Below are 16754 nucleotides of genomic sequence, written 5' to 3' on the forward strand. Positions count from 1 at the left end.
GCGACGCCCGCTCGCGGTCTGTGGTCCCCGATCAGACCGTCGGGGCCTCGTCGGCCTGCCGGGGGAAGACGCACTCGTCTAAGAAGTTCCGCACGACGTCGTGGCCGACTCCCGTGAGAACCGATTCGGGGTGGAACTGCACCGCCTCGATAGGGTACTCGCGGTGGCGGACGCCCATCACGAGGTCCGTCGTGGTGGTCTCGGCGGCGGCATCGCCGTCCGCGTCATCGTCTGTGTCGTTGTCCGCATTGTCACCCGTATCGCCATCTGTGATCTCGTGCGCTGTCGTCGCGGACACCTCGAACTCCTCGGGGACGGTCGTCGCCACCAGCGAGTGGTACCGACCGGCCTGGAAGCCCTGTGCGAGCCCCGCGAAGACGCCGCGGCCGTCGTGGTCGACCGGGTAGGCCTTCCCGTGAATCGGCTCGGGCGCGTGACCGATCTCGCCGCCGTAGGCGTGGACGGCCGCTTCGAGACCGAGACAGACCCCGAGCGTCGGGATCGTCTGCGAGAGCGACGTCAGGACCTCGGTGGTGACGCCCACGTCGCGCTCGTTCTTCGGATGTCCCGGACCGGGACTGATGACGATCGCGTCGGGATCGAGCTCGCGGAGCTCGTCGATATCGGCGGTGTTCTTGCGGACGATCACGTCGACCGGTTCGCCGTCGACCCGCTGCTCGGAAAAGTACTCCACGAGGTTGTACGTGAACGAATCGAAGTTGTCGACGACGAGCAGCCGGAGCGTCATCGCCGCACCTCCTCTCCCGGGGCGGCCGCACCGGCAGCAGCGCCTGATTCCGAGTCGGTCTCGATTCGCTCGACTGCCGAGAGGACGCCGCTCATCTTCTGTTCTGTCTCCTCGTACTCGGCCTCCGGGTCGCTGTCGGCGACGATACCCGCGCCCGCGCGGACGGAGATGACGTCTTCGTCGACCTCGCGGTCGACGGTCGCCGTCCGGATGACGATCGCGAAGTCGGCGTCGCCGGACCACGAGTAGTAGCCGACGCCGCCGCCGTAGACGCCTCTGGGTTCCAGTTCGAGGTCGTCGACGATCTCCATCGCGCGGACCTTCGGCGCGCCGGTCAGCGTCCCCGCTGGGAACGTCGCTCGCGTGGCGTCGAAGGCGTCGGCCCCGCTCGGGTACTCGCTGTTTCGACTGTCCGTCCCCGCGAGCGTCCCCGTCACGGTCGATTCGATGTGCTGAACGTGGCTGTACTTCAGCACGTTCATAAACTCCTCGACGCGGACGCTGCCGGGTTCAGAGACGCGGCGCACGTCGTTGCGCGCGAGATCGACGAGCATCGTGTGCTCGGAGCGCTCTTTCCCGTCGGCGAGCATTTCGCCCGCGAGTCGCCGATCCTCGACGGGACTCGTTCCGCGCGGGCACGTGCCCGCGATGGGGTTCGAGACGACCCGATCCCCGCGGACGGAGACCAGCGTCTCGGGGCTCGCGCCGACGATGTGGCGGTCGCCGTGACGGAGTAGATACATATACGGCGAGGGGTTGATCTCCCGGAGCGCCTCGTAGAGGCCGACCGGGTCGACCTCACCGCGGAGTTCGCGGGTTCGCGAGATGACCCCCTGGTAGATGTCGCCGTCGAGGACGTGCTCTTTGGTCTCGCGGACGGCCGCCTCGTATTCGGCTTTCGGCCCGGCGGATTCGCCAGTCCGGACGAAGCCGCCCGTCTCTGGCTGGCTGGCGTCCGCGAGCGTCGCCGCGACGTCTTCCGCCTCGGCGACGATGTCGTCGTAGACCGCTTCCGGGTCCTCGTCGGGCGCGACGATCGGCGTGAGGACGAGCGAGACGGACGACTCCGCGTGATCGAACGAGAGGGTCTTCGAGGTGAGGACGAACTGCGCGTCCGGCGTGTCGGTCTCGGCGCGCTCGACGCCGACCTCCGAGAGCCAGAGGTCGTAGACGGCCTCGTACGCCAGAAAGCCAACGAGACCGCCGCGGAGTTGTTGGCGTTCCTCGTCGGGGAAGCCGACGCGCGGCAGATCCGGGAACGACCCCCGAAGGCGGTCGAGCACGTCCATCTCTTGGCTCCCTGCTTCGGCGTCGTTGCCGTCGAATCCGCCAGACTCGACGTACTGCGCCGCGCGTCCGCCCAGCCGTTCGATCTCGGTCCCGTCCGGGTCGACGGTGATGACGGCGTCGGGGTCGTAGCCGACGAACGAGAACCGGGCGTGTCGATCCGTCGTGGCGTGCTCCGGCGCGAACGCGCCCGCCGGATCGCTCGACGGCGTCTTCTCGGCACTCTCCAGGAGGAAGCCGTACTCGCTTTGGCCGGCGAGCGCCGCGTACGCGGTCAGCGGCGTCACGTTCGGCATCTCGGCAGTCACGTGGGCGACGACGGGACGCGTCTCGCCGTCGTCGGTCTCGGGGTCCGTTGCGGCCGCGACGTCCGCGACGAAGGACTCACGGGACTGCGAGAGCGTTACGCTCGCGTCGGTTCGCGACTGGCCGTCCGTTCGGGTGTCGCTCACGACGACACCCCCTCTGCCTGCATCCGCTCGCCGTCGTCGGGGTGCGTCGCGGCGTCGGTCGCGCTCGCGACGAACGAGCGGACGGCGTCGTGGTCTTTCCTCCCGCCGACGCGCTCGACGCCGCTCGCGACGTCGACCGCGTACGGCTGGACGGTCTCGACCGCCTCGGCGACGTTCTCGGGCGTCAGGCCGCCCGCGAGGATCACCGGCGCGTCGAGCGTCGCGGCGACCTCGGCGGTCGCGACCCAGTCGTGGGTCTCGCCGGTCCCGCCGGCGCCGTCGTCGTCGATCGAGTCGACGAGCACCGCGTCGACGGCCGGCGCGACCGCCCGCGCCCGATCCGGTTCCTCGGCGTCGACGACGGCGACCACGGCAGACGAGATGGCCTCGCGGATCGCCCGCAGATCGTCGGCGTCGAACCCGCCGTGAAGTTGGAGTACGTCGGGAGCGACGCGCGTCGCCGTCTCGATCGCGTCTTCGACGGTCTCCGGCATCGTGACGAGCGTCGTCGTGAGAAACGGCGGTGCGGCCTCCAAGAGCGCTTCGGCGTCGCCGAGCGACACCTCTCGTGGAGTCTCGACGGGCACGTCGGCGATTGCGCCGACGGCGTCCGCGCCCGCTCGCTCGACGGCGCGAAGGTCGGTCTCGCTCGTGATCCCGCAGATTTTCACCCGGACCATCTACTCAGCGCTCCACCGCGGCGTCGATCGGCGCACAGAGCGTCTCGAAAGTCGCGGCCGCGTTGCCCTCGTCGATCGCGTTCGCCGCCGCTTCAACGCCGTCTTCGATACTGTCGGCGAGCCCGGCGACGTAGATCGCTGCGCCGGCGTTCGCGAGGATGATGTCACGCTTCGGGCCGGCGACGTCGCCGGTCACGATGCCGCGAAGGTCCGCGGCGTTCTCCTCGGGTGTGCCACCGGCGACGGCCTCGATCGGGGCGGATTCGAGGCCGATGGATTCGGGCGAGAGCGTGTACTCCTCGATCTGGTCGCCGTCGACCTCCGCGACGACCGTCTCGTCGTGCAGCGCGATCTCGTCCATCCCGGAACCGTGGACGACGAGCGCCCGGTCGACCGACAGGTGTGAGAGCGCCCGCGCGAGCACGGGGACGAGGTCGGGGTCGTAGACGCCGACGATCTGGGCGTCTGCCCCGGCGGGGTTCGTCAGCGGTCCGAGGACGTTGAAGATCGTCCGCATCCCGAGTTCCTTGCGCGGGCCGATGACCGCCTTCATCGCCGGGTGAAACACCGGTGCGAGCATGAATCCGATTCCGTCGCGCTCGATTGCCGACTCGACGGCCGGCGGTTCGGCCTCGACGTCGGCGCCGGCGACCTCTAGGACGTCCGCGCTCCCCGACGAGGAAGAGACGGAGTAGTTGCCGTGCTTTGCGACGGCCGCGCCGGCGCCCGCGGCGACGATTGCGCTGGTCGTCGAGACGTTGATCGTGTCGTAGTCGTCGCCGCCGGTCCCGCACGTGTCGACGAGTGGGCCACGATCCGGGTCGATCGTCCGGGCCGCATCGCGCATCCCCTCTGCGAAGCCGGCGATCTCGGTCTCTGTCTCGCCTTTCGCTCTGAGCGCCGCCAGCAACGCCCCGATCTGGGCCTCCGTGGCGTCTTCGAAGACTGCCCGTGCCGCCTCACGAGCCTCGTTCTGTGTCAGGTCGTCGCCCTCGGTCGCGCGTTCGATGTAGGTTTGGAGTGTCATCGTGATCACCGATGTACGAGTTCGTGTTGTAGTGAACAACTTCGTTCATCGGTATAAGACTGTCGGAGCACTCGATCAGTCACTGACCGCGGCTATCGCCACGGGCCGCCAGCAGTGGGGTTATCGACGGAGACCGCGCCGTGATCGGCGTGTCAACGCTGAAACCGAACGACCGCGTCTGGCATCCCCGAAACGAAACCTTCAATTATGTCCCCGGGAAACGACGTAATGCGTTCAGACGAGCGCGGTAGAACGCGAAAGCCAGGCGGGTTGGTGGTCTAGTCTGGTTATGACACCTCCTTGACATGGAGGAGGCCGGCAGTTCAAATCTGCCCCAACCCACTCGTTCTTAAGTAGAATCAACACACGGAGCCACTTCTTTATAACAACCCTTCTCGAAGGGGGGTGGGTCCGTTGAGCAGCGGCGCTGATTCGTCAGAACCAGCAGATACAGGGTCACTAAGGCCGGTTTGCGACTTCTGTGGCGGCCGCTTCGAAGAGGGCGATAAGTGCCCTGCACGTAATAAAGGGAGGTGCCGTCCGTGACGCCGCTGGACTTCGCAGCAAAACGCGACAGCGAGTCGGCCAGCTGGACGCGAGCCGACCCCGAAGCGGCACTGATCGAACGGCTCTCGTGGGACACGTGGCTCGTCACGCTGCCAGACAGCGACGACGTCCACGAAGTCTCGCTGCACCGTGACCACGGCGCGCTCAACGGCGAGTGCAAGGTTCGTGAGACGGGCGAGCAGTGCCCGGCGCGGAAGTACCGCGACGCCGACGAGCCGTGCGCACACCTCTGCACGATCCGCAAGGCGCTCGTCTTCAACGACGAAGCCGACGACGGCACGACGATTGAGGTCTTCGAACGCGACGACGTCGAGGTCGCGGCGGCCGACGCCCACATTGAGGACGCGATGGCTGACGGAGGTGTCCGCCAATGACGACACCACGGTTCAAGTGTTTCAACTGTTCCGTACGGAATCAAACGCCGTCGTACGACACCGATTCTAACGAAACCGTGGCTTCTGAACCGTCAGAGTCCAACTCAGCAAAACCGTACGAACCCCCCCACCCCTCCGCTCGGAGGTCTATTGGCACACGCACGGCGTGTCTGCGCGCCCATCGGAATCGGCGCGCGATGGGGGCGGGCACGCCCACGCACGCGAAGGGCGGCGAGACGGAGGTGGCACGATGAGCGGACGGGTCGCGAAAGCATCGATCGAAGACAACGATCTGCTGGAAGCGCTCGAAGCAGCCGAAGACGAACACGGGTCGATGGCTGAAGCGCTCCGGCACGCGCTGCGAACGACCTACGCCGACGAAGAGGACGCTGACAACGACGTCAGCACGAGTGGACTGCCAAAGGCGGCTCGGGAAGGCTACGAAGCGCTCCGCGAGCACGTCAATCCCGGCGAACGGCTGGCGCTGGACGCGGCAGAAGGCATCATCGCCCAGCGCGTCCAACTGCGGAAGCCGACGGTTCGCGACACGGTCATCCGAAAGCTGCACGCAGCCGGCTGGATCGACGTTGAGCAGGGAATCCACCGGGTCGGCATCATCGTCCGAAGCCCGGTCGCAGCCGATGGCGGGCACGATGACGATCGCGACGCCGACCCGCTCGACGACAACACCGACGACGTCGATGTCGGAGAAGCCGAAGCACGGCTGGACGAACTGGCTGCGGCGACGCCAGGAGGTGAGTCGGCGTGACCCGACTCGTGTCGGTGCGCTACCGCTGCTCAGAGTGCGACGCGACGCACGTCCGACCGGAATATATCGACGATGAAGAACCGGAGAAAACGCGCGAAGGGACGTGCTACGCGGCGCACCCGGCCCGTGACGCCGGCTTCGAGGGCTGTGGCGAAGAAGTCGAACTCGAAGCGATCGCGTGGCGTGAAGATCGCGCCGACGAGTGGGACGCGATCGGCGCAGACGAGCAACTCGTGAGCGACGGCGGCCAGACAGCGGACGAAAGCCTCCTACGCGTCATCAGCGACCGCGACCCGGCAGAGATGTCGCACCACGACCTCTACTACGAGTGGCACGAGGTCGTCGAAGCGACGTACCGCAGCATCACGGACGCGGACGTCGAACGGACGCTCACCGACCGGCGAGAGGAACTCTGGAACGAGATGACGAGCCGCGTCGACGCCGAAGCGCCAGAGTGCCCCGAATGCGGAGCGCAGTCGTGGGGACAGACACGGGGCGAACCGAAGATCTGCCGAAGCTGCGACTACCATCTCGGCATCGACGACGACGCGCTCGGAGAAGCGATCAACGACTACTGGAACGCAGTCCAGTCTCCCGGCGTTCAGCCGCCGGAAGGAGGTGAAGCGGATGACTGACTTCCCGACACCGGAAGTCGAAGTGGTCGCGGCGACGCGCCTCGACGACGACACAGACGAGACGTGCGACTACGAGTGCGAGAACGACGCTGACTACCGGATACTCACGCAGGTCGGTGTCGAGTTCGTCTGCTGTCAGCGCTGTTCGGACTACAACCGCGTCTACGCGAAGGAGAACGACATCCTCGACGCCGACTACGCGGCAGCGAAAGCACGCTACAAGGATGTCGAAACAGACGGCGGCCAGCCGCTCCCGAGCGACTACGACGCCGAGGACGGCTTCGATTCGTCACGGGGCGTCGACACGTGTCGGCACTGTGGCGTGGAACTGGCACCCCAGACGGGACGGCACGCGCCGGTCTTCGACCAGGCGGGTCGGAAGTACGGAATGATCTTCGATACCGACCCGATGGACAGACCGTTCTTCTGCGAGGAGTGCTGGCAGGAGCTCGACGCGAACCAGAAAGCGTCTGAGAACGAGTCGCTGGAGCGGTTCGCGACCGACGGCGGTCAGGGACAGAAAGAGTGCCCGTACCGCGGGTGCGGCTGGACGGGCCGCGAGTACGATCCTGAGAGCACGCACGAAACGATCGCCGCAGAAGTAGACGCGACGATTCACTGGGAGTCCGAACACGGCGGAGAAATCCCTGAAGACGCCGAGTTCGGAGACCAGCAGTGCCCGGAGTGCTACGCAGTCCACGGGATGAACGGGACCGTCAGCTGCAGCGAATGCGGCCACATTCCTGAGGAAGTCCGTGCTGACGGCGGCACGGACGCGGACGTGGTCGTAGCGACAAGCCGTGAGGACGGCGTCGAACTCGTGCTGGCGTTCCGGCACGACGGCTCGCTCAGAGAACTGGCGACAGCAGACGGCGGCCGAATCGAACTCTACCGCGACGAAGCTGCCGAATCCGGAGGTGACCGTCGATGAGCGCGGAACTGGCGACGGACAACCGCGTGAAGACGCGGCGACGACGCGAGGAGCGCTGCGAGGGCACGATCGAGATGCCGTTCAACGAGCAGGTCGAAGTAGAGTGTCCGGCCTGCGGCGACGCGTTCCTCTGCACGATCGCGACGCCCGACCCGGAAGGGTTCTCGCCGTCGTTCGGGAGCTGCACGGCGTGGGAGTGCGACGCGCTGATCAAGTTCCGCTCGGACGGCACCGAAGACGACGACACGAGCGACGAGCCGATCCAGTCGGGGCTCGCGGCGTTCGGAGGTGGCGCACGATGACGCGAGAGATAGTCGCTGTCGACCTCTTCGCCGGTGCTGGCGGCTTCAGCGAGGGCCTCAGCCAGGCGTGCGAGGACCTCGGCTACGACCTCTACGAGGCGGCGATCAACCACTGGGAACCGGCGATCGAGACCCACGAGGCGAACCATCCCGACGCCCACCAGTACCACTCGAAGGTCGAGCAGCTACACCCGCCGGAAGTAGTGCGCCGACTGACGGGGCAAGACACGCCGGACGTCGACCTGCTCGTCGGCGGCCCGGAGTGCACGCACTTCAGCCGCGCTCGCGGCGGGAAGCCCGTCAGTGAGCAAAAGCGGATGTCGCCGTGGCATATCCTGGACTGGCTGGAGAAGCTGAACGTCGACGCGTTCGTGATCGAGAACGTCCCGGAAATTCAGGACTGGGGTCCGGTCGATGAGGATGGGCAGCCAGTCCGCGACGGCTCGATCTTCGACGCGTGGGTGAACGCACTAAACCAACTCGGCTACGCGGTCGACTGGACACAGCTCGTCGCCGCCGACTACGGCGATCCAACGACGCGTGAGCGCTTCTTCATCATCGGTCGGCAGGCTGGTAGCGTCACCTTCCCCGAGCCAACCCACAGCGAGGTCGACGACGAACTCCCAAACCACCGAACGGCCGCGGAGATCATCGACTGGTCGGATCTCGGCGGATCGATCTGGACGCGCGACCTCAACGACGGCCGAATGACGCCGCCGAAGAACTCGACGATGCGCCGGATCGCGGAAGGACTCCGGCGCCACTGTGGCGACGCGATCGGCCTGTTCGCGGACGTCCTCGAAACCCTGGGACGCGACGAGATTCGGCGGCTGCGCGAAGAGCGTATTGTCCCCCAGCGGCACGCAGCAGCGGTCGCTGACGCCGTCGACGAGCCGTTCCTGGTGCCGGCAGCGTCGCGGGCGACAGTCGCGCCGTGGATCCTGAAGCACAAGAAGAACAGCCCGTCACAGGACGTCACGACGCCACTCCACACCGTCCACGCGAACGGTAACCACTTCGCGCTCGGAACGGCGTCGACGCACCTGCTGCGGCAGCAGGATGGCGCGCACCCGATCGACGTCCAGGACACGGCAGTGCCGACGATCGCGACGCGGGGCGGCCACGCGATCGCGACGACCGAGACGCTACTGATGCCGAAGAACGGGCGTAATCGCGGACTTCACAGCAATGGCCTCTACCGGCCGGACGACCGGCCGGCGCACACGATCACGGCGGACCCGCGAGCGAAACTCGTGACGCCGGTCGTCCAACCATTCGTCGACGACTACGAAGGACCGGCGAAGGCAGTCTCACAGCCACTCGGGACCGTCACAAGCCGCGACCGATTCGCGCTCGTCGTCCCGGAGCTGTGGCCGTGGGGACTCGACGTCCGCTACCGGATGCTGCAGCCGCGGGAACTGAAGCGAGCCCAGGGATTCCCGGCAGACTACGAGATCGTCGGGACAAAGACCGACCGGACGTCCCAGATCGGCAACGCTGTCCCGGTGAATCTCGCGAAGTCGCTCTGTAAGCACGTTCTGACCGCGACAGATCCGAGTCTCGCAACGTACGGAGGGGGACTCGGGGAGGATCCAGACGCCGAGATTCCTACCTACGAGGAGGTGGCTGGTGATGACTGAGCCGGCGATCGACGGCGGCCTCCTCGACGAACTGCAGCAGGAACTGGCCGATCGTGGCCGCGACGACGCGATCACGGCCGCCGAGTTGGCTGACCGCGTTGAGATTGGGGATCGAGATGGATCACCGAAGACGCGCGAAGCGATCACGGCGCTGCTCTTCGAGCGCAGCGTTCCGATCCGATCGGGCTCAGTCGGCTACTGGATCTGTCAGTCCGAAGCAGAAGCCGAAGAGTACCGCGCAGACCTGGAAGGCCGAATCGAGGGCATCGAGCAGCGGCTCGTCGCGTTCGAGACAGCGTGGCGCGAGTGGTCGACGAACACGGAACTGTCGCGCGAAGAACGTGAGAAGATCGAGGCGGACCCGTTCCTGTCGATGGACGACTTCAGCGCGGACGACCTCCGCGAGCGAGCAGTGGCTGACGGAGGTGAGACGGCGTGAGCCGCGGCACGTTCGTCCTCGTGGGCTGCGGCGCTGCGAAGGCCGACGAGCCACGACCGGCCGGCGACCTCTACACCTCGAACTACGCGATGCTGAAGAACCGCTACGCAGAAGCGGCGACGGCGTGGGCCGACGAGCATCAATCATCGGCGTGGGCGATCCTCTCGGCAGAACACGGGATCGTGCCGCCGGCACTCGAAATCGAGCCGTACCACACGACGGTCGACGACCTCGACGACGATGCCCTCAACCGCTGGGCTGACCGCGTCCGCTCGCAACTGACGGACTGGCTCAACTGGCCGTTCCAGAGCGATAACGACCCGCGAGGGTCACCGTGCGGCCGCTTGGTCGTCCTCGCCGGCGAACGGTACATCAAGCCGCTCGAAGCGCGCGACGCCTTCCGCGGCAACGTCGGCGGCGGGGCCGGCCAATCACGGCCGGGGCTCCCGTGCGTCCCGGAGTTCCCGTTCCGCGAGCACGACTTCGACGGGATCGGCGAACAGATGGCGTGGCTCAAAGAGCGCGCTGAGCAGATCGCCGGGGCGGCCGAGACTGATACGCTCGCATCGGTCGGCGGTGGCTACGACCGAGAGCGGCCGCACTGGCATCTCGACCGCCCACCATTCCCAGAGAGCACTGAGCAGGCGGGCCTCGATCGCTTCGAGGACGTCCCGGATCAGTATATCGCGACTGAACAGCAGCAGTTGATCGCCGCTGACGGCGGCGAGGAGGTCTCACGATGACGTTCAAACACCGACTCCCGAACGCGGGCCTACGGCCCTACAAGCACGAGAAGGACCGAGCGCGGAACGACGACGACGAGTTCAGCTATAGCGACTACGAGCAGTTGCTCTCTGACGAGACGTACTGCCGGCTCGCCGAACTCCGCTGGCTCGCGGCCGAACTGGAGACAGAACTCGCCCACGACGACATCCTGGCTGACAGCGACGTCCACGACGCGATCTTCGACGCGGTGGCGAACACCGACGCGCCGATCGCCGAAGCCGTCGACGAGTACGTGGCCGGGAGAATGGCCGCGCATCGATCGGGGGTGTACGAGGGATGACGGACCGCACAACTGCAGGAATCGACTGGCCCGCGGGATTCGAGCGAACGCCGGCCGACGAACGCGAGCCGTATCCAGGCGACCTCTCGCCGACGCGGAAAGAGTCGTTCCAGAGTGTCGTCGAGGAACTGGAGCGCTGGGGCGCGACGAGTGTCGAGATCGACACGGAGAGCCAGCACTACGCTGACCGCCCGAACATCCCGCACCAACACGATAAGCCGGACGACGTCGGCGTCGTCGCGCGATTCCGCCGAGAAGACGAACACGCCGACGAAGGCTATGCAATCGCGTGTGACCGCTGGGAGACTCAGCGAGAGAACGCACGAGCGATCGCGCTGTACGCCCGGCGAATGCGACTCGCCGAGCGGTGTGGCGTGACGACCGCGAACTCGACGTTCGCCACCGCACGCCTGCTGCCGGCCGACGAGGAAGACGCGATCGTCGCGACTGGCCGCGTCGAACAGGAACCGCACGAAGTGCTCGGCGTTTCACCAGACGCACCGGATGCGGTGGTGAAAGGCGCGTTCCGTGAGCTGGTGAAGGACGCCCACGCGGATCACGGCGGTAACGGCGAGCACACGGTCTCGGAGCTGAAGAGCGCTCGCAACACGCTGCTGGAGGAATCGCAATGACGACGCTGGCTGACTACGGCGGCGGCGTCGATCGCGACGAGCCCGAGTGGACCGACGACGTCGCAGACCACTCGCTGACGGGCTCACTGATCGACTGCGGCGGCGACGCGTGCGAGCGGCTGAAACTGCTGCAGTGCCCGGCCTGCGGAGCACAGTTCTACCGGCACTGGCGGGAAGCACAGAACGACCCGCTCGCGACGCACCTGGAGACAGTCCACGGGCCAGCCGACTTCGGGCTCTCCGAGCGGGGTGAACGATGAGCCGATCTGAGCGCGTGGTCGGCGCGGCAGAGAACGTCGATCTGCGCGAAGCGGACGATGTGACGCCGTTCGATCGCGACGTCGACGACCGGCGCGTGATCTCGGCGTACTGCTGTACGTGCGGGAAGTCGACGACGATTCTCGCGGAATCAGGCCGGACGCGACGCTGGGAGCACGACGAGCTGAACGCATCACACGTAGTCGACTACTGGCGGGAAGACTGATGATCTCGACAGTTAATTAGAAAAGCAGCTCTGACAAGAGTTCCCCACCATCGTATTTTATCTGGTTGGCAAAACCATTCCCGCTTAGTTCTACTTTACCCTCGTCATACGCCTTTTGCGCAGTTGAAATCGGGTTATCAGCGCTTGTTATTTCATCACGGACGTCTTCCGAGAGAACAATATCTGCATTTGCGGAATCTTGTTCAACGACTTCGAAAGTGTCGATTTGACCATCGGAATCGGTATTGATCCACCGAACTGTCATCTGGTCACCGGCGTCGGTCTGTGTTACAATGTGGAAGCTATCACCGGCGATCTGGTTGAACGCCCAATTTGGCGCTTGTGATCGAATATCTGACACATTGTTGTTGAATTTGACGATGGCCGCTGGAAACGGGAGGATATCTCCACTGGCCATAATCTCCGCTTTGGCCGCCACATCCTCACGGACTGCTGATGCTATATCAAGCACTGCTTGAGCGTTGTTAGCTATTCGTTCGATTGTTCTTTGTCGGGGCCCCGGAGTGGCCTCTGCAACATGTTGGTACGCGCTCGGATCGATGTTTGACCATCGTCGTACCCACTTGAATTTCCCCAGTTCGGTGGCCAGTGTTTCCATCTCATCTACCATCGCGTCTGTGGCAGATTTAGATGGATTACTGACACACGCTTGTGCTTTCTCGATTACGACATTACACTGCTCAGAAACGTCATTAATCTCACCTTTGGCAGCTGCCATACCGTCTCCACCAGTGCCTTTGTAACTCTCCTCTCCATCAGTTGAAACGCCATAGCGTGATATGAGTGAAAACATCGAATGCTTACCGACGCTTTTGTACCACTTTAACGTCTCCTTCAAGTCAGCAGCCTTCCCCAGCAGCCCAGGGAGCAACGTACTAAGTGACGGGGTAAAACTCTCTACAAAGAGGTCAACGAGCTTTTCATTTGTGGGCGGATCAAATATATCGGTGTACTGTTCAAAGGAACGATCTACTTTCTCCATATATTTCACGACAAACTGCGCCTGTTTAGCGAAATAGTTTGGCTTCTCTGAGTCGGGTATAATAGCTCCTGTGGTTCCTGTAGCCCCAATGGTTCCGACAGTCGCACCCAGACAGCACCGCAGCACTGACCGCCTGCTTGTTTTTTTCATCAACGTACCGTTCACTTTTCATTTCAAATTAAATCTTTTACTCCTGATGAATTGTGTACAAAGACGGCCAGTGCGTACTCAAGAGGTCTTGAGCTTCTAAGTCGAGTAAATCCTGTTCAGGTGTAGGCGTCACCGAACACTTGCACAGAGCTGTTTCCTGAACGGTTACTCGCCTGAATCGGGTTCGAGTGGGATACGTTCTGGATCGACTTCCTGATACGCCTTGTCCGAACTGAGAATCGGCAGGACACGCGTCTCTGCCGTCGCTGCGTGAAACGCATCGAATGGCGTCATCCCGTCTTCGTAGTACCCGACGGCTTTCAACACGATCTGTCGCTCTTCGTCGCTACTGACGGGAACAACTTCGAGAAGGTTCGCGAACAACCGGACGTAATCGTACTCCTCGCGATCGAACACGAGTAGGATCTCCAAGTACGAGAATGGAGACGTAACGACGTCCTGCTCTGCGAGGACTGCCTCGGCACGTTCCTGCAGCCAGTCGTCGTCTTTAGCGACTGCGAGAAGGAAATCAGTCTCGACGAAGACAGTCATTCGGCCGCGTCCTCAGAGTCTCGATTTTCGGGGCCGAGATCGGCACCAACCTCCTGCTTTGCTTTTTCAAGCGCGTCTTCACGAAGTTCTGCGACGGATTTGTCTTCAAGCGAGTCTCCGATCTCGTCCCGAACGGCTTCGAGTGGATCCTCCTCAATCGGAATCAGCTCCAGGCGATCTTGATATTCGACGACGTGGAAACGTTCGCCATACTTTTTCCGCAGCTCTGACGAGAGGTAGAGGCGGCCGTGTGAATCCGTTTCAATTGACATACAACGTATTCTTGTGGTAGGAATATAGAATTTGTGCCATAGAGAACAAATTTGCCCCAAATAGCGTACCGTGTGGGAGGCTCGGTGGGTGGCGACTACCGGCGGCTTCTGACCAGATGGCGGTATCGGCGCTCCACTTTCATTCCGGACGGCTGACGCTTTTCTTTCGATCGATCTTTTCTACCAACGATGCGTGATCTGAACCACTACCACTGCAACAGCTGCGATGACGCCTGGACGACTTCTGAGAACTCGCGAGAATGCCCGATCTGTGCGTCGAGGGATATCCACGAAGTTGAGTTCGACGAAATGGGGATCGCGAAGTGGCGGTTAGAGAAATACGACAATGACCGAGCTGCGACTCTTCAACGCTTATGAATCCAGAATATGTTTCTATAGCTACTGAATCAAGAGAGGAAATCGTCTTTTGGCCGCTTGTAACTGCAATCTACCTTTACACAGAGAGCGGGTTTGAAATCTATCTCTTGGTAATAGTATTAGCTTCTGCTTTTGGCGCTCAGGCATATAAGCTACTGAAGAATTTGCGGGAAGAGGTGAGCAATACAGTGGCTGAAAAATCTCTCCGAAGCCGGTCAGATGTATCTAATGAGGAGATACTTGATGTTGTGGAGAGTGTGTCAGCGACGAGTAACATTAGTTGGGATTATCTTACGTTTGGGGTGAACGGATTGATTGGTATCGTGCTTTATCCGATACTAATTCTTTCTCTAATAAGCTCGAATAATCCAACTCTGATAGGAGCGGGTCTATTCGCTGTCCCCGTAGTAACAGTAGGCGTTGCAATTTGGGGCCTGCTCAGATAACCGACGTCTCATAGAAGTCGGAACCGAAACCCGCGAATTGTCCCCTTCAATCGAATCCGTAGCGCTTGTGGGCCTCGTCGATATCCACGATTTCGACCACACGGACTTGTTGATCCTCGTCGAGGACTACGTAGAATGCTGTGTGCGTTCGGCCGATGTGGAGACGATACATCTCCTCGCCATCGACGTGGAGCTTCTCCCGGTCTCCAGAACCTGATCCAGGGCGCGGGTACGGCTCCTCCTCCAATTTCCGGAGGTTATCCTTCACAATCCGCGCGCTCTTTTCGTCGAGAGCGCCAGGTATTCTCGGGCGTTTTGACTCAGGAGGATATCAAAGCTCATCGAGCGGCGTCAGATCCTCCTCGTCGGCCTCGCGGACCTCGCGGGCTACGTTTGCCAGACGACGCCGGTTGTGTTCCTGAATCAAGCTCTCCAACAGCTCGTCGTACGTTTCGCCAGCTGATTTCAGCTCGTTCAGTTCTTTCCATCGTTCCTCTGTGACTGGTATTCGTTTATTTGCTGTCGGCATTGTCTCACACGCTCCAAATCCCCAATACCATCCCCGATCCACTTGGGCTCTTTTCTCACCCTGAATGCGGAATACGGAGAGAGGGACGAGTCCTTGTTTGAGCACTCGGTTGTCACGCGAGCGTCTTTATCGGACTTCGTGTGCAATCCTTACAACCTAAAACTTGCGCAGGTGAATTCAGGTTGAACTCGACAACGTGATTCTGCGTTTGAGAAGTAACCTCCGAACCGCTGTTTTCGCGATTGACTCTTTAAATACTGCGGGGTGCGTTTCTGCGTATGGGCGAAATCCTCGGCTACGCACGAGTCTCGACGAGTGATCAGTCGCGGGACGGGCAGATCGAGTCAATCCGTGAACACTATCCCAATCTTCCAGCCGAGAACATCTACGCCGACATCGGGAGTGGCGACGATCCGACCCGCGACGAATATGTCGACCTCCGCGAGCGCCTCGAAAATGATCCGATCGAGAAGATCGTCGCTGCGAAACTCGATCGACTCGGAAGATCGACTGCGGAGGTTGCGGACTTCGTCGACACCTGCGCCGATCACGGCGTCGGCCTGCACCTGGTCCAGCAGGGGTTCGACGTCCACCCGGACAACGAGATGGGGCAGATGATGCTGAAGTTCATGTCGATCGTAGCGGAGATGGAACTGAAGCTGAATCGCGAGCGGCGGCAAGAAGGAATCGAGCGTGCGATCGATCGCGGCGTCCAGTTCGGACAGGCACCACACGGAATGACGAAAAACGAGATGGGCGTGCCGGTACCGGGCGAGGGCTACGAACGCGTTCAGGCGTTCATTCGGGAGGTCAAGAAAGGGCGCTCGAAGCGCCCGACGGCTCGATTCTTCGACGTGCCAGAGGGAAGCATCGCGACGATCCTCGATCGCGCCGACGAACTCTACGGGGTGGCATTCGACAACGACGACTGGAAGATCGAGCGAGCCCGCGTTGAGGCCGGCGAGAAAGAGCTCAGCGAGCTGGGCGAGTCACCCGACTAACGAGCGAATCAGACTCAATCTTCTCTGTCATCGTCCACTCTGAAAGTGTCAGAGGGAGTCGGATTCTCGCCTTCGAAATATGAGCGGAGTGCAAGCTTTGTTCCGACGTACGTGGCTGCGACGATGAAGCCGAATGTAATGGGTGCCCAAAAGACGACAAATTCGAACAGGGCCATACAGTGATTATGGGAGATATAGTCAAATCACTTCCCCCCCCAAACGAGCGGTGTCTCCTCTGTGCTGACCAATACGTGAGTCTCCTGATACTCACGGACATAAGTACGTAAAGACATCTGGAACTTTAATTCGGTTGAGTGCAGAGAGCGCAGCATCACGAAGGTCGTCGAGTGTGTCGAACAGACAGTTCCCTAGTTCTTGATCGAGTTGTCG

24 protein-coding genes, 1 tRNA gene and 1 pseudogene are annotated in these 16754 nt (G+C 62.5%); 15 read left to right on the forward strand and 11 right to left on the reverse strand.

Going from position 1 to position 16754, the window contains the following annotated elements:
* Positions 1-31: 31 nt before the first annotated feature.
* Genes D3D02_RS13155 through trpD form a run of 4 tightly spaced genes read right to left on the reverse strand, consistent with a single transcriptional unit; the run spans position 32 to position 4194 of the window.
* Positions 32-748, reverse strand: a complete 717-nt coding sequence (locus tag D3D02_RS13155) for an aminodeoxychorismate/anthranilate synthase component II (protein ID WP_121570453.1) — start codon at positions 746-748, stop codon at positions 32-34.
* Complete coding sequence (gene trpE, locus D3D02_RS13160) at positions 745-2487, reverse strand: anthranilate synthase component I (protein ID WP_121570454.1); 1743 nt, start codon at positions 2485-2487, stop codon at positions 745-747. The genes D3D02_RS13155 and trpE overlap by 4 nt, the downstream gene beginning before the upstream one ends.
* Positions 2484-3167 carry a phosphoribosylanthranilate isomerase gene (locus tag D3D02_RS13165; RefSeq protein ID WP_121570455.1) on the reverse strand — a complete coding sequence of 228 codons (684 nt, stop codon included), beginning with the start codon at positions 3165-3167 and terminating at the stop codon, positions 2484-2486. The genes trpE and D3D02_RS13165 overlap by 4 nt, the downstream gene beginning before the upstream one ends.
* A gap of 4 nt (positions 3168-3171) precedes the next feature.
* Positions 3172-4194: an anthranilate phosphoribosyltransferase gene (gene trpD / locus D3D02_RS13170; protein ID WP_121570478.1), complete on the reverse strand. Its 1023-nt coding sequence runs from the start codon at positions 4192-4194 to the stop codon at positions 3172-3174.
* Positions 4195-4461: 267 nt separating this feature from the next.
* Between trpD and D3D02_RS13175 the strand changes: the two genes are divergently transcribed.
* From D3D02_RS13175 to D3D02_RS13235, 13 genes are all read left to right on the forward strand, one after another.
* Positions 4462-4536, forward strand: a tRNA-Val gene (locus D3D02_RS13175).
* Between the two features lie 200 nt (positions 4537-4736).
* Positions 4737-5135, forward strand: a complete 399-nt coding sequence (locus D3D02_RS13180; protein WP_147435614.1) for a hypothetical protein — start codon at positions 4737-4739, stop codon at positions 5133-5135.
* Positions 5136-5385: 250 nt separating this feature from the next.
* Complete coding sequence (locus D3D02_RS13185; RefSeq protein WP_121570457.1) at positions 5386-5904, forward strand: hypothetical protein; 519 nt, start codon at positions 5386-5388, stop codon at positions 5902-5904.
* On the forward strand, positions 5901-6539 hold the full coding sequence (locus D3D02_RS20950; RefSeq protein ID WP_199723091.1) for a hypothetical protein: 639 nt from the start codon (positions 5901-5903) through the stop codon (positions 6537-6539). The genes D3D02_RS13185 and D3D02_RS20950 overlap by 4 nt, the downstream gene beginning before the upstream one ends.
* Positions 6532-7470: a hypothetical protein gene (locus D3D02_RS13195; RefSeq protein ID WP_121570458.1), complete on the forward strand. Its 939-nt coding sequence runs from the start codon at positions 6532-6534 to the stop codon at positions 7468-7470. The genes D3D02_RS20950 and D3D02_RS13195 overlap by 8 nt, the downstream gene beginning before the upstream one ends.
* On the forward strand, positions 7467-7772 hold the full coding sequence (locus D3D02_RS13200) for a hypothetical protein (protein WP_121570459.1): 306 nt from the start codon (positions 7467-7469) through the stop codon (positions 7770-7772). The genes D3D02_RS13195 and D3D02_RS13200 overlap by 4 nt, the downstream gene beginning before the upstream one ends.
* Complete coding sequence (locus D3D02_RS13205; protein WP_121570460.1) at positions 7769-9412, forward strand: DNA cytosine methyltransferase; 1644 nt, start codon at positions 7769-7771, stop codon at positions 9410-9412. Before D3D02_RS13200 ends, D3D02_RS13205 begins: the two co-directional genes overlap by 4 nt.
* The gene (locus D3D02_RS13210) at positions 9405-9851 is read left to right on the forward strand and encodes a hypothetical protein (RefSeq protein WP_121570461.1); all 447 of its coding nucleotides are present in this window, start codon (positions 9405-9407) and stop codon (positions 9849-9851) included. The genes D3D02_RS13205 and D3D02_RS13210 overlap by 8 nt, the downstream gene beginning before the upstream one ends.
* Entirely contained in the window at positions 9848-10594 is a 747-nt protein-coding gene (locus tag D3D02_RS13215; protein ID WP_121570462.1) for a DUF6884 domain-containing protein, read from the forward strand. The genes D3D02_RS13210 and D3D02_RS13215 overlap by 4 nt, the downstream gene beginning before the upstream one ends.
* Positions 10591-10917, forward strand: coding sequence for a hypothetical protein (locus D3D02_RS13220; RefSeq protein ID WP_121570463.1), 327 nt, complete (start codon positions 10591-10593; stop codon positions 10915-10917). Before D3D02_RS13215 ends, D3D02_RS13220 begins: the two co-directional genes overlap by 4 nt.
* Positions 10914-11549 carry a J domain-containing protein gene (locus tag D3D02_RS13225; RefSeq protein WP_121570464.1) on the forward strand — a complete coding sequence of 212 codons (636 nt, stop codon included), beginning with the start codon at positions 10914-10916 and terminating at the stop codon, positions 11547-11549. The genes D3D02_RS13220 and D3D02_RS13225 overlap by 4 nt, the downstream gene beginning before the upstream one ends.
* Positions 11546-11809, forward strand: coding sequence for a hypothetical protein (locus D3D02_RS13230; RefSeq protein ID WP_121570465.1), 264 nt, complete (start codon positions 11546-11548; stop codon positions 11807-11809). Before D3D02_RS13225 ends, D3D02_RS13230 begins: the two co-directional genes overlap by 4 nt.
* On the forward strand, positions 11806-12033 hold the full coding sequence (locus tag D3D02_RS13235; RefSeq protein ID WP_121570466.1) for a hypothetical protein: 228 nt from the start codon (positions 11806-11808) through the stop codon (positions 12031-12033). The genes D3D02_RS13230 and D3D02_RS13235 overlap by 4 nt, the downstream gene beginning before the upstream one ends.
* A 16-nt stretch (positions 12034-12049) precedes the next feature.
* On the opposite strand, the gene D3D02_RS20315 is transcribed toward D3D02_RS13235, so the two are convergent.
* The 3 genes from D3D02_RS20315 to D3D02_RS13250 form a co-directional block, all read right to left on the reverse strand.
* Positions 12050-13186 (reverse strand): hypothetical protein, encoded by a 1137-nt coding sequence (locus tag D3D02_RS20315; protein ID WP_147435615.1) that lies wholly within the window; start codon positions 13184-13186, stop codon positions 12050-12052.
* Between the two features lie 165 nt (positions 13187-13351).
* Positions 13352-13738 (reverse strand): PIN domain-containing protein, encoded by a 387-nt coding sequence (locus D3D02_RS13245; protein ID WP_121570468.1) that lies wholly within the window; start codon positions 13736-13738, stop codon positions 13352-13354.
* Positions 13735-14010 (reverse strand): AbrB/MazE/SpoVT family DNA-binding domain-containing protein, encoded by a 276-nt coding sequence (locus D3D02_RS13250; protein WP_115821763.1) that lies wholly within the window; start codon positions 14008-14010, stop codon positions 13735-13737. Before D3D02_RS13250 ends, D3D02_RS13245 begins: the two co-directional genes overlap by 4 nt.
* Positions 14011-14384: 374 nt before the next feature.
* Between D3D02_RS13250 and D3D02_RS20320 the strand changes: the two genes are divergently transcribed.
* A complete protein-coding gene (locus D3D02_RS20320; protein ID WP_147435616.1) occupies positions 14385-14834 on the forward strand; it encodes a hypothetical protein in 450 nt (149 codons plus the stop codon).
* Positions 14835-14880: 46 nt separating this feature from the next.
* Here D3D02_RS20320 and D3D02_RS13255 read toward each other — a convergent pair whose 3' ends face one another.
* Positions 14881-15102, reverse strand: a complete 222-nt coding sequence (locus D3D02_RS13255) for a type II toxin-antitoxin system RelE/ParE family toxin (RefSeq protein ID WP_233560654.1) — start codon at positions 15100-15102, stop codon at positions 14881-14883.
* A 63-nt stretch (positions 15103-15165) separates the two neighbouring features.
* The gene (locus tag D3D02_RS13260; protein ID WP_121570469.1) at positions 15166-15363 is read right to left on the reverse strand and encodes a hypothetical protein; all 198 of its coding nucleotides are present in this window, start codon (positions 15361-15363) and stop codon (positions 15166-15168) included.
* 278 nt (positions 15364-15641) lie between these two features.
* Between D3D02_RS13260 and D3D02_RS13265 the strand changes: the two genes are divergently transcribed.
* The gene (locus D3D02_RS13265) at positions 15642-16364 is read left to right on the forward strand and encodes a recombinase family protein (protein WP_121570470.1); all 723 of its coding nucleotides are present in this window, start codon (positions 15642-15644) and stop codon (positions 16362-16364) included.
* Between the two features lie 14 nt (positions 16365-16378).
* Here the strand turns inward: D3D02_RS13265 and D3D02_RS20660 are convergent, their stop codons facing one another.
* Positions 16379-16540 carry a hypothetical protein gene (locus D3D02_RS20660; protein ID WP_158599369.1) on the reverse strand — a complete coding sequence of 54 codons (162 nt, stop codon included), beginning with the start codon at positions 16538-16540 and terminating at the stop codon, positions 16379-16381.
* A 91-nt stretch (positions 16541-16631) separates the two neighbouring features.
* A pseudogene (locus tag D3D02_RS13270) lies at positions 16632-16754 on the reverse strand (IS630 family transposase); the annotation flags it as partial.

The sequence above is a fragment of the Halobellus sp. Atlit-38R genome (genome assembly GCF_003665925.1).
GTDB classification, from domain to species: domain Archaea; phylum Halobacteriota; class Halobacteria; order Halobacteriales; family Haloferacaceae; genus Haloquadratum; species Haloquadratum inordinatus.

What these genes read in the sequence shown, in the direction of transcription:
- D3D02_RS13210 (WP_121570461.1), top strand. Translation starts at nt 9,405, where the DNA reads ATGACTGAGCCGGCGATCGACGGCGGCCTCCTCGACGAACTGCAGCAG.
- D3D02_RS20660 (WP_158599369.1), bottom strand. Translation starts at nt 16,540, where the DNA reads ATGGCCCTGTTCGAATTTGTCGTCTTTTGGGCACCCATTACATTCGGC.
- trpD (WP_121570478.1), bottom strand. Translation starts at nt 4,194, where the DNA reads ATGACACTCCAAACCTACATCGAACGCGCGACCGAGGGCGACGACCTG.
- D3D02_RS13225 (WP_121570464.1), top strand. Translation starts at nt 10,914, where the DNA reads ATGACGGACCGCACAACTGCAGGAATCGACTGGCCCGCGGGATTCGAG.
- D3D02_RS20320 (WP_147435616.1), top strand. Translation starts at nt 14,385, where the DNA reads ATGAATCCAGAATATGTTTCTATAGCTACTGAATCAAGAGAGGAAATC.
- D3D02_RS13185 (WP_121570457.1), top strand. Translation starts at nt 5,386, where the DNA reads ATGAGCGGACGGGTCGCGAAAGCATCGATCGAAGACAACGATCTGCTG.
- D3D02_RS13220 (WP_121570463.1), top strand. Translation starts at nt 10,591, where the DNA reads ATGACGTTCAAACACCGACTCCCGAACGCGGGCCTACGGCCCTACAAG.
- D3D02_RS13235 (WP_121570466.1), top strand. Translation starts at nt 11,806, where the DNA reads ATGAGCCGATCTGAGCGCGTGGTCGGCGCGGCAGAGAACGTCGATCTG.
- D3D02_RS13155 (WP_121570453.1), bottom strand. Translation starts at nt 748, where the DNA reads ATGACGCTCCGGCTGCTCGTCGTCGACAACTTCGATTCGTTCACGTAC.
- D3D02_RS13245 (WP_121570468.1), bottom strand. Translation starts at nt 13,738, where the DNA reads ATGACTGTCTTCGTCGAGACTGATTTCCTTCTCGCAGTCGCTAAAGAC.
- D3D02_RS13195 (WP_121570458.1), top strand. Translation starts at nt 6,532, where the DNA reads ATGACTGACTTCCCGACACCGGAAGTCGAAGTGGTCGCGGCGACGCGC.
- D3D02_RS13260 (WP_121570469.1), bottom strand. Translation starts at nt 15,363, where the DNA reads ATGCCGACAGCAAATAAACGAATACCAGTCACAGAGGAACGATGGAAA.
- D3D02_RS13250 (WP_115821763.1), bottom strand. Translation starts at nt 14,010, where the DNA reads ATGTCAATTGAAACGGATTCACACGGCCGCCTCTACCTCTCGTCAGAG.
- D3D02_RS13265 (WP_121570470.1), top strand. Translation starts at nt 15,642, where the DNA reads ATGGGCGAAATCCTCGGCTACGCACGAGTCTCGACGAGTGATCAGTCG.
- D3D02_RS13205 (WP_121570460.1), top strand. Translation starts at nt 7,769, where the DNA reads ATGACGCGAGAGATAGTCGCTGTCGACCTCTTCGCCGGTGCTGGCGGC.
- D3D02_RS13230 (WP_121570465.1), top strand. Translation starts at nt 11,546, where the DNA reads ATGACGACGCTGGCTGACTACGGCGGCGGCGTCGATCGCGACGAGCCC.
- D3D02_RS20315 (WP_147435615.1), bottom strand. Translation starts at nt 13,186, where the DNA reads ATGAAAAAAACAAGCAGGCGGTCAGTGCTGCGGTGCTGTCTGGGTGCG.
- D3D02_RS13165 (WP_121570455.1), bottom strand. Translation starts at nt 3,167, where the DNA reads ATGGTCCGGGTGAAAATCTGCGGGATCACGAGCGAGACCGACCTTCGC.
- D3D02_RS13200 (WP_121570459.1), top strand. Translation starts at nt 7,467, where the DNA reads ATGAGCGCGGAACTGGCGACGGACAACCGCGTGAAGACGCGGCGACGA.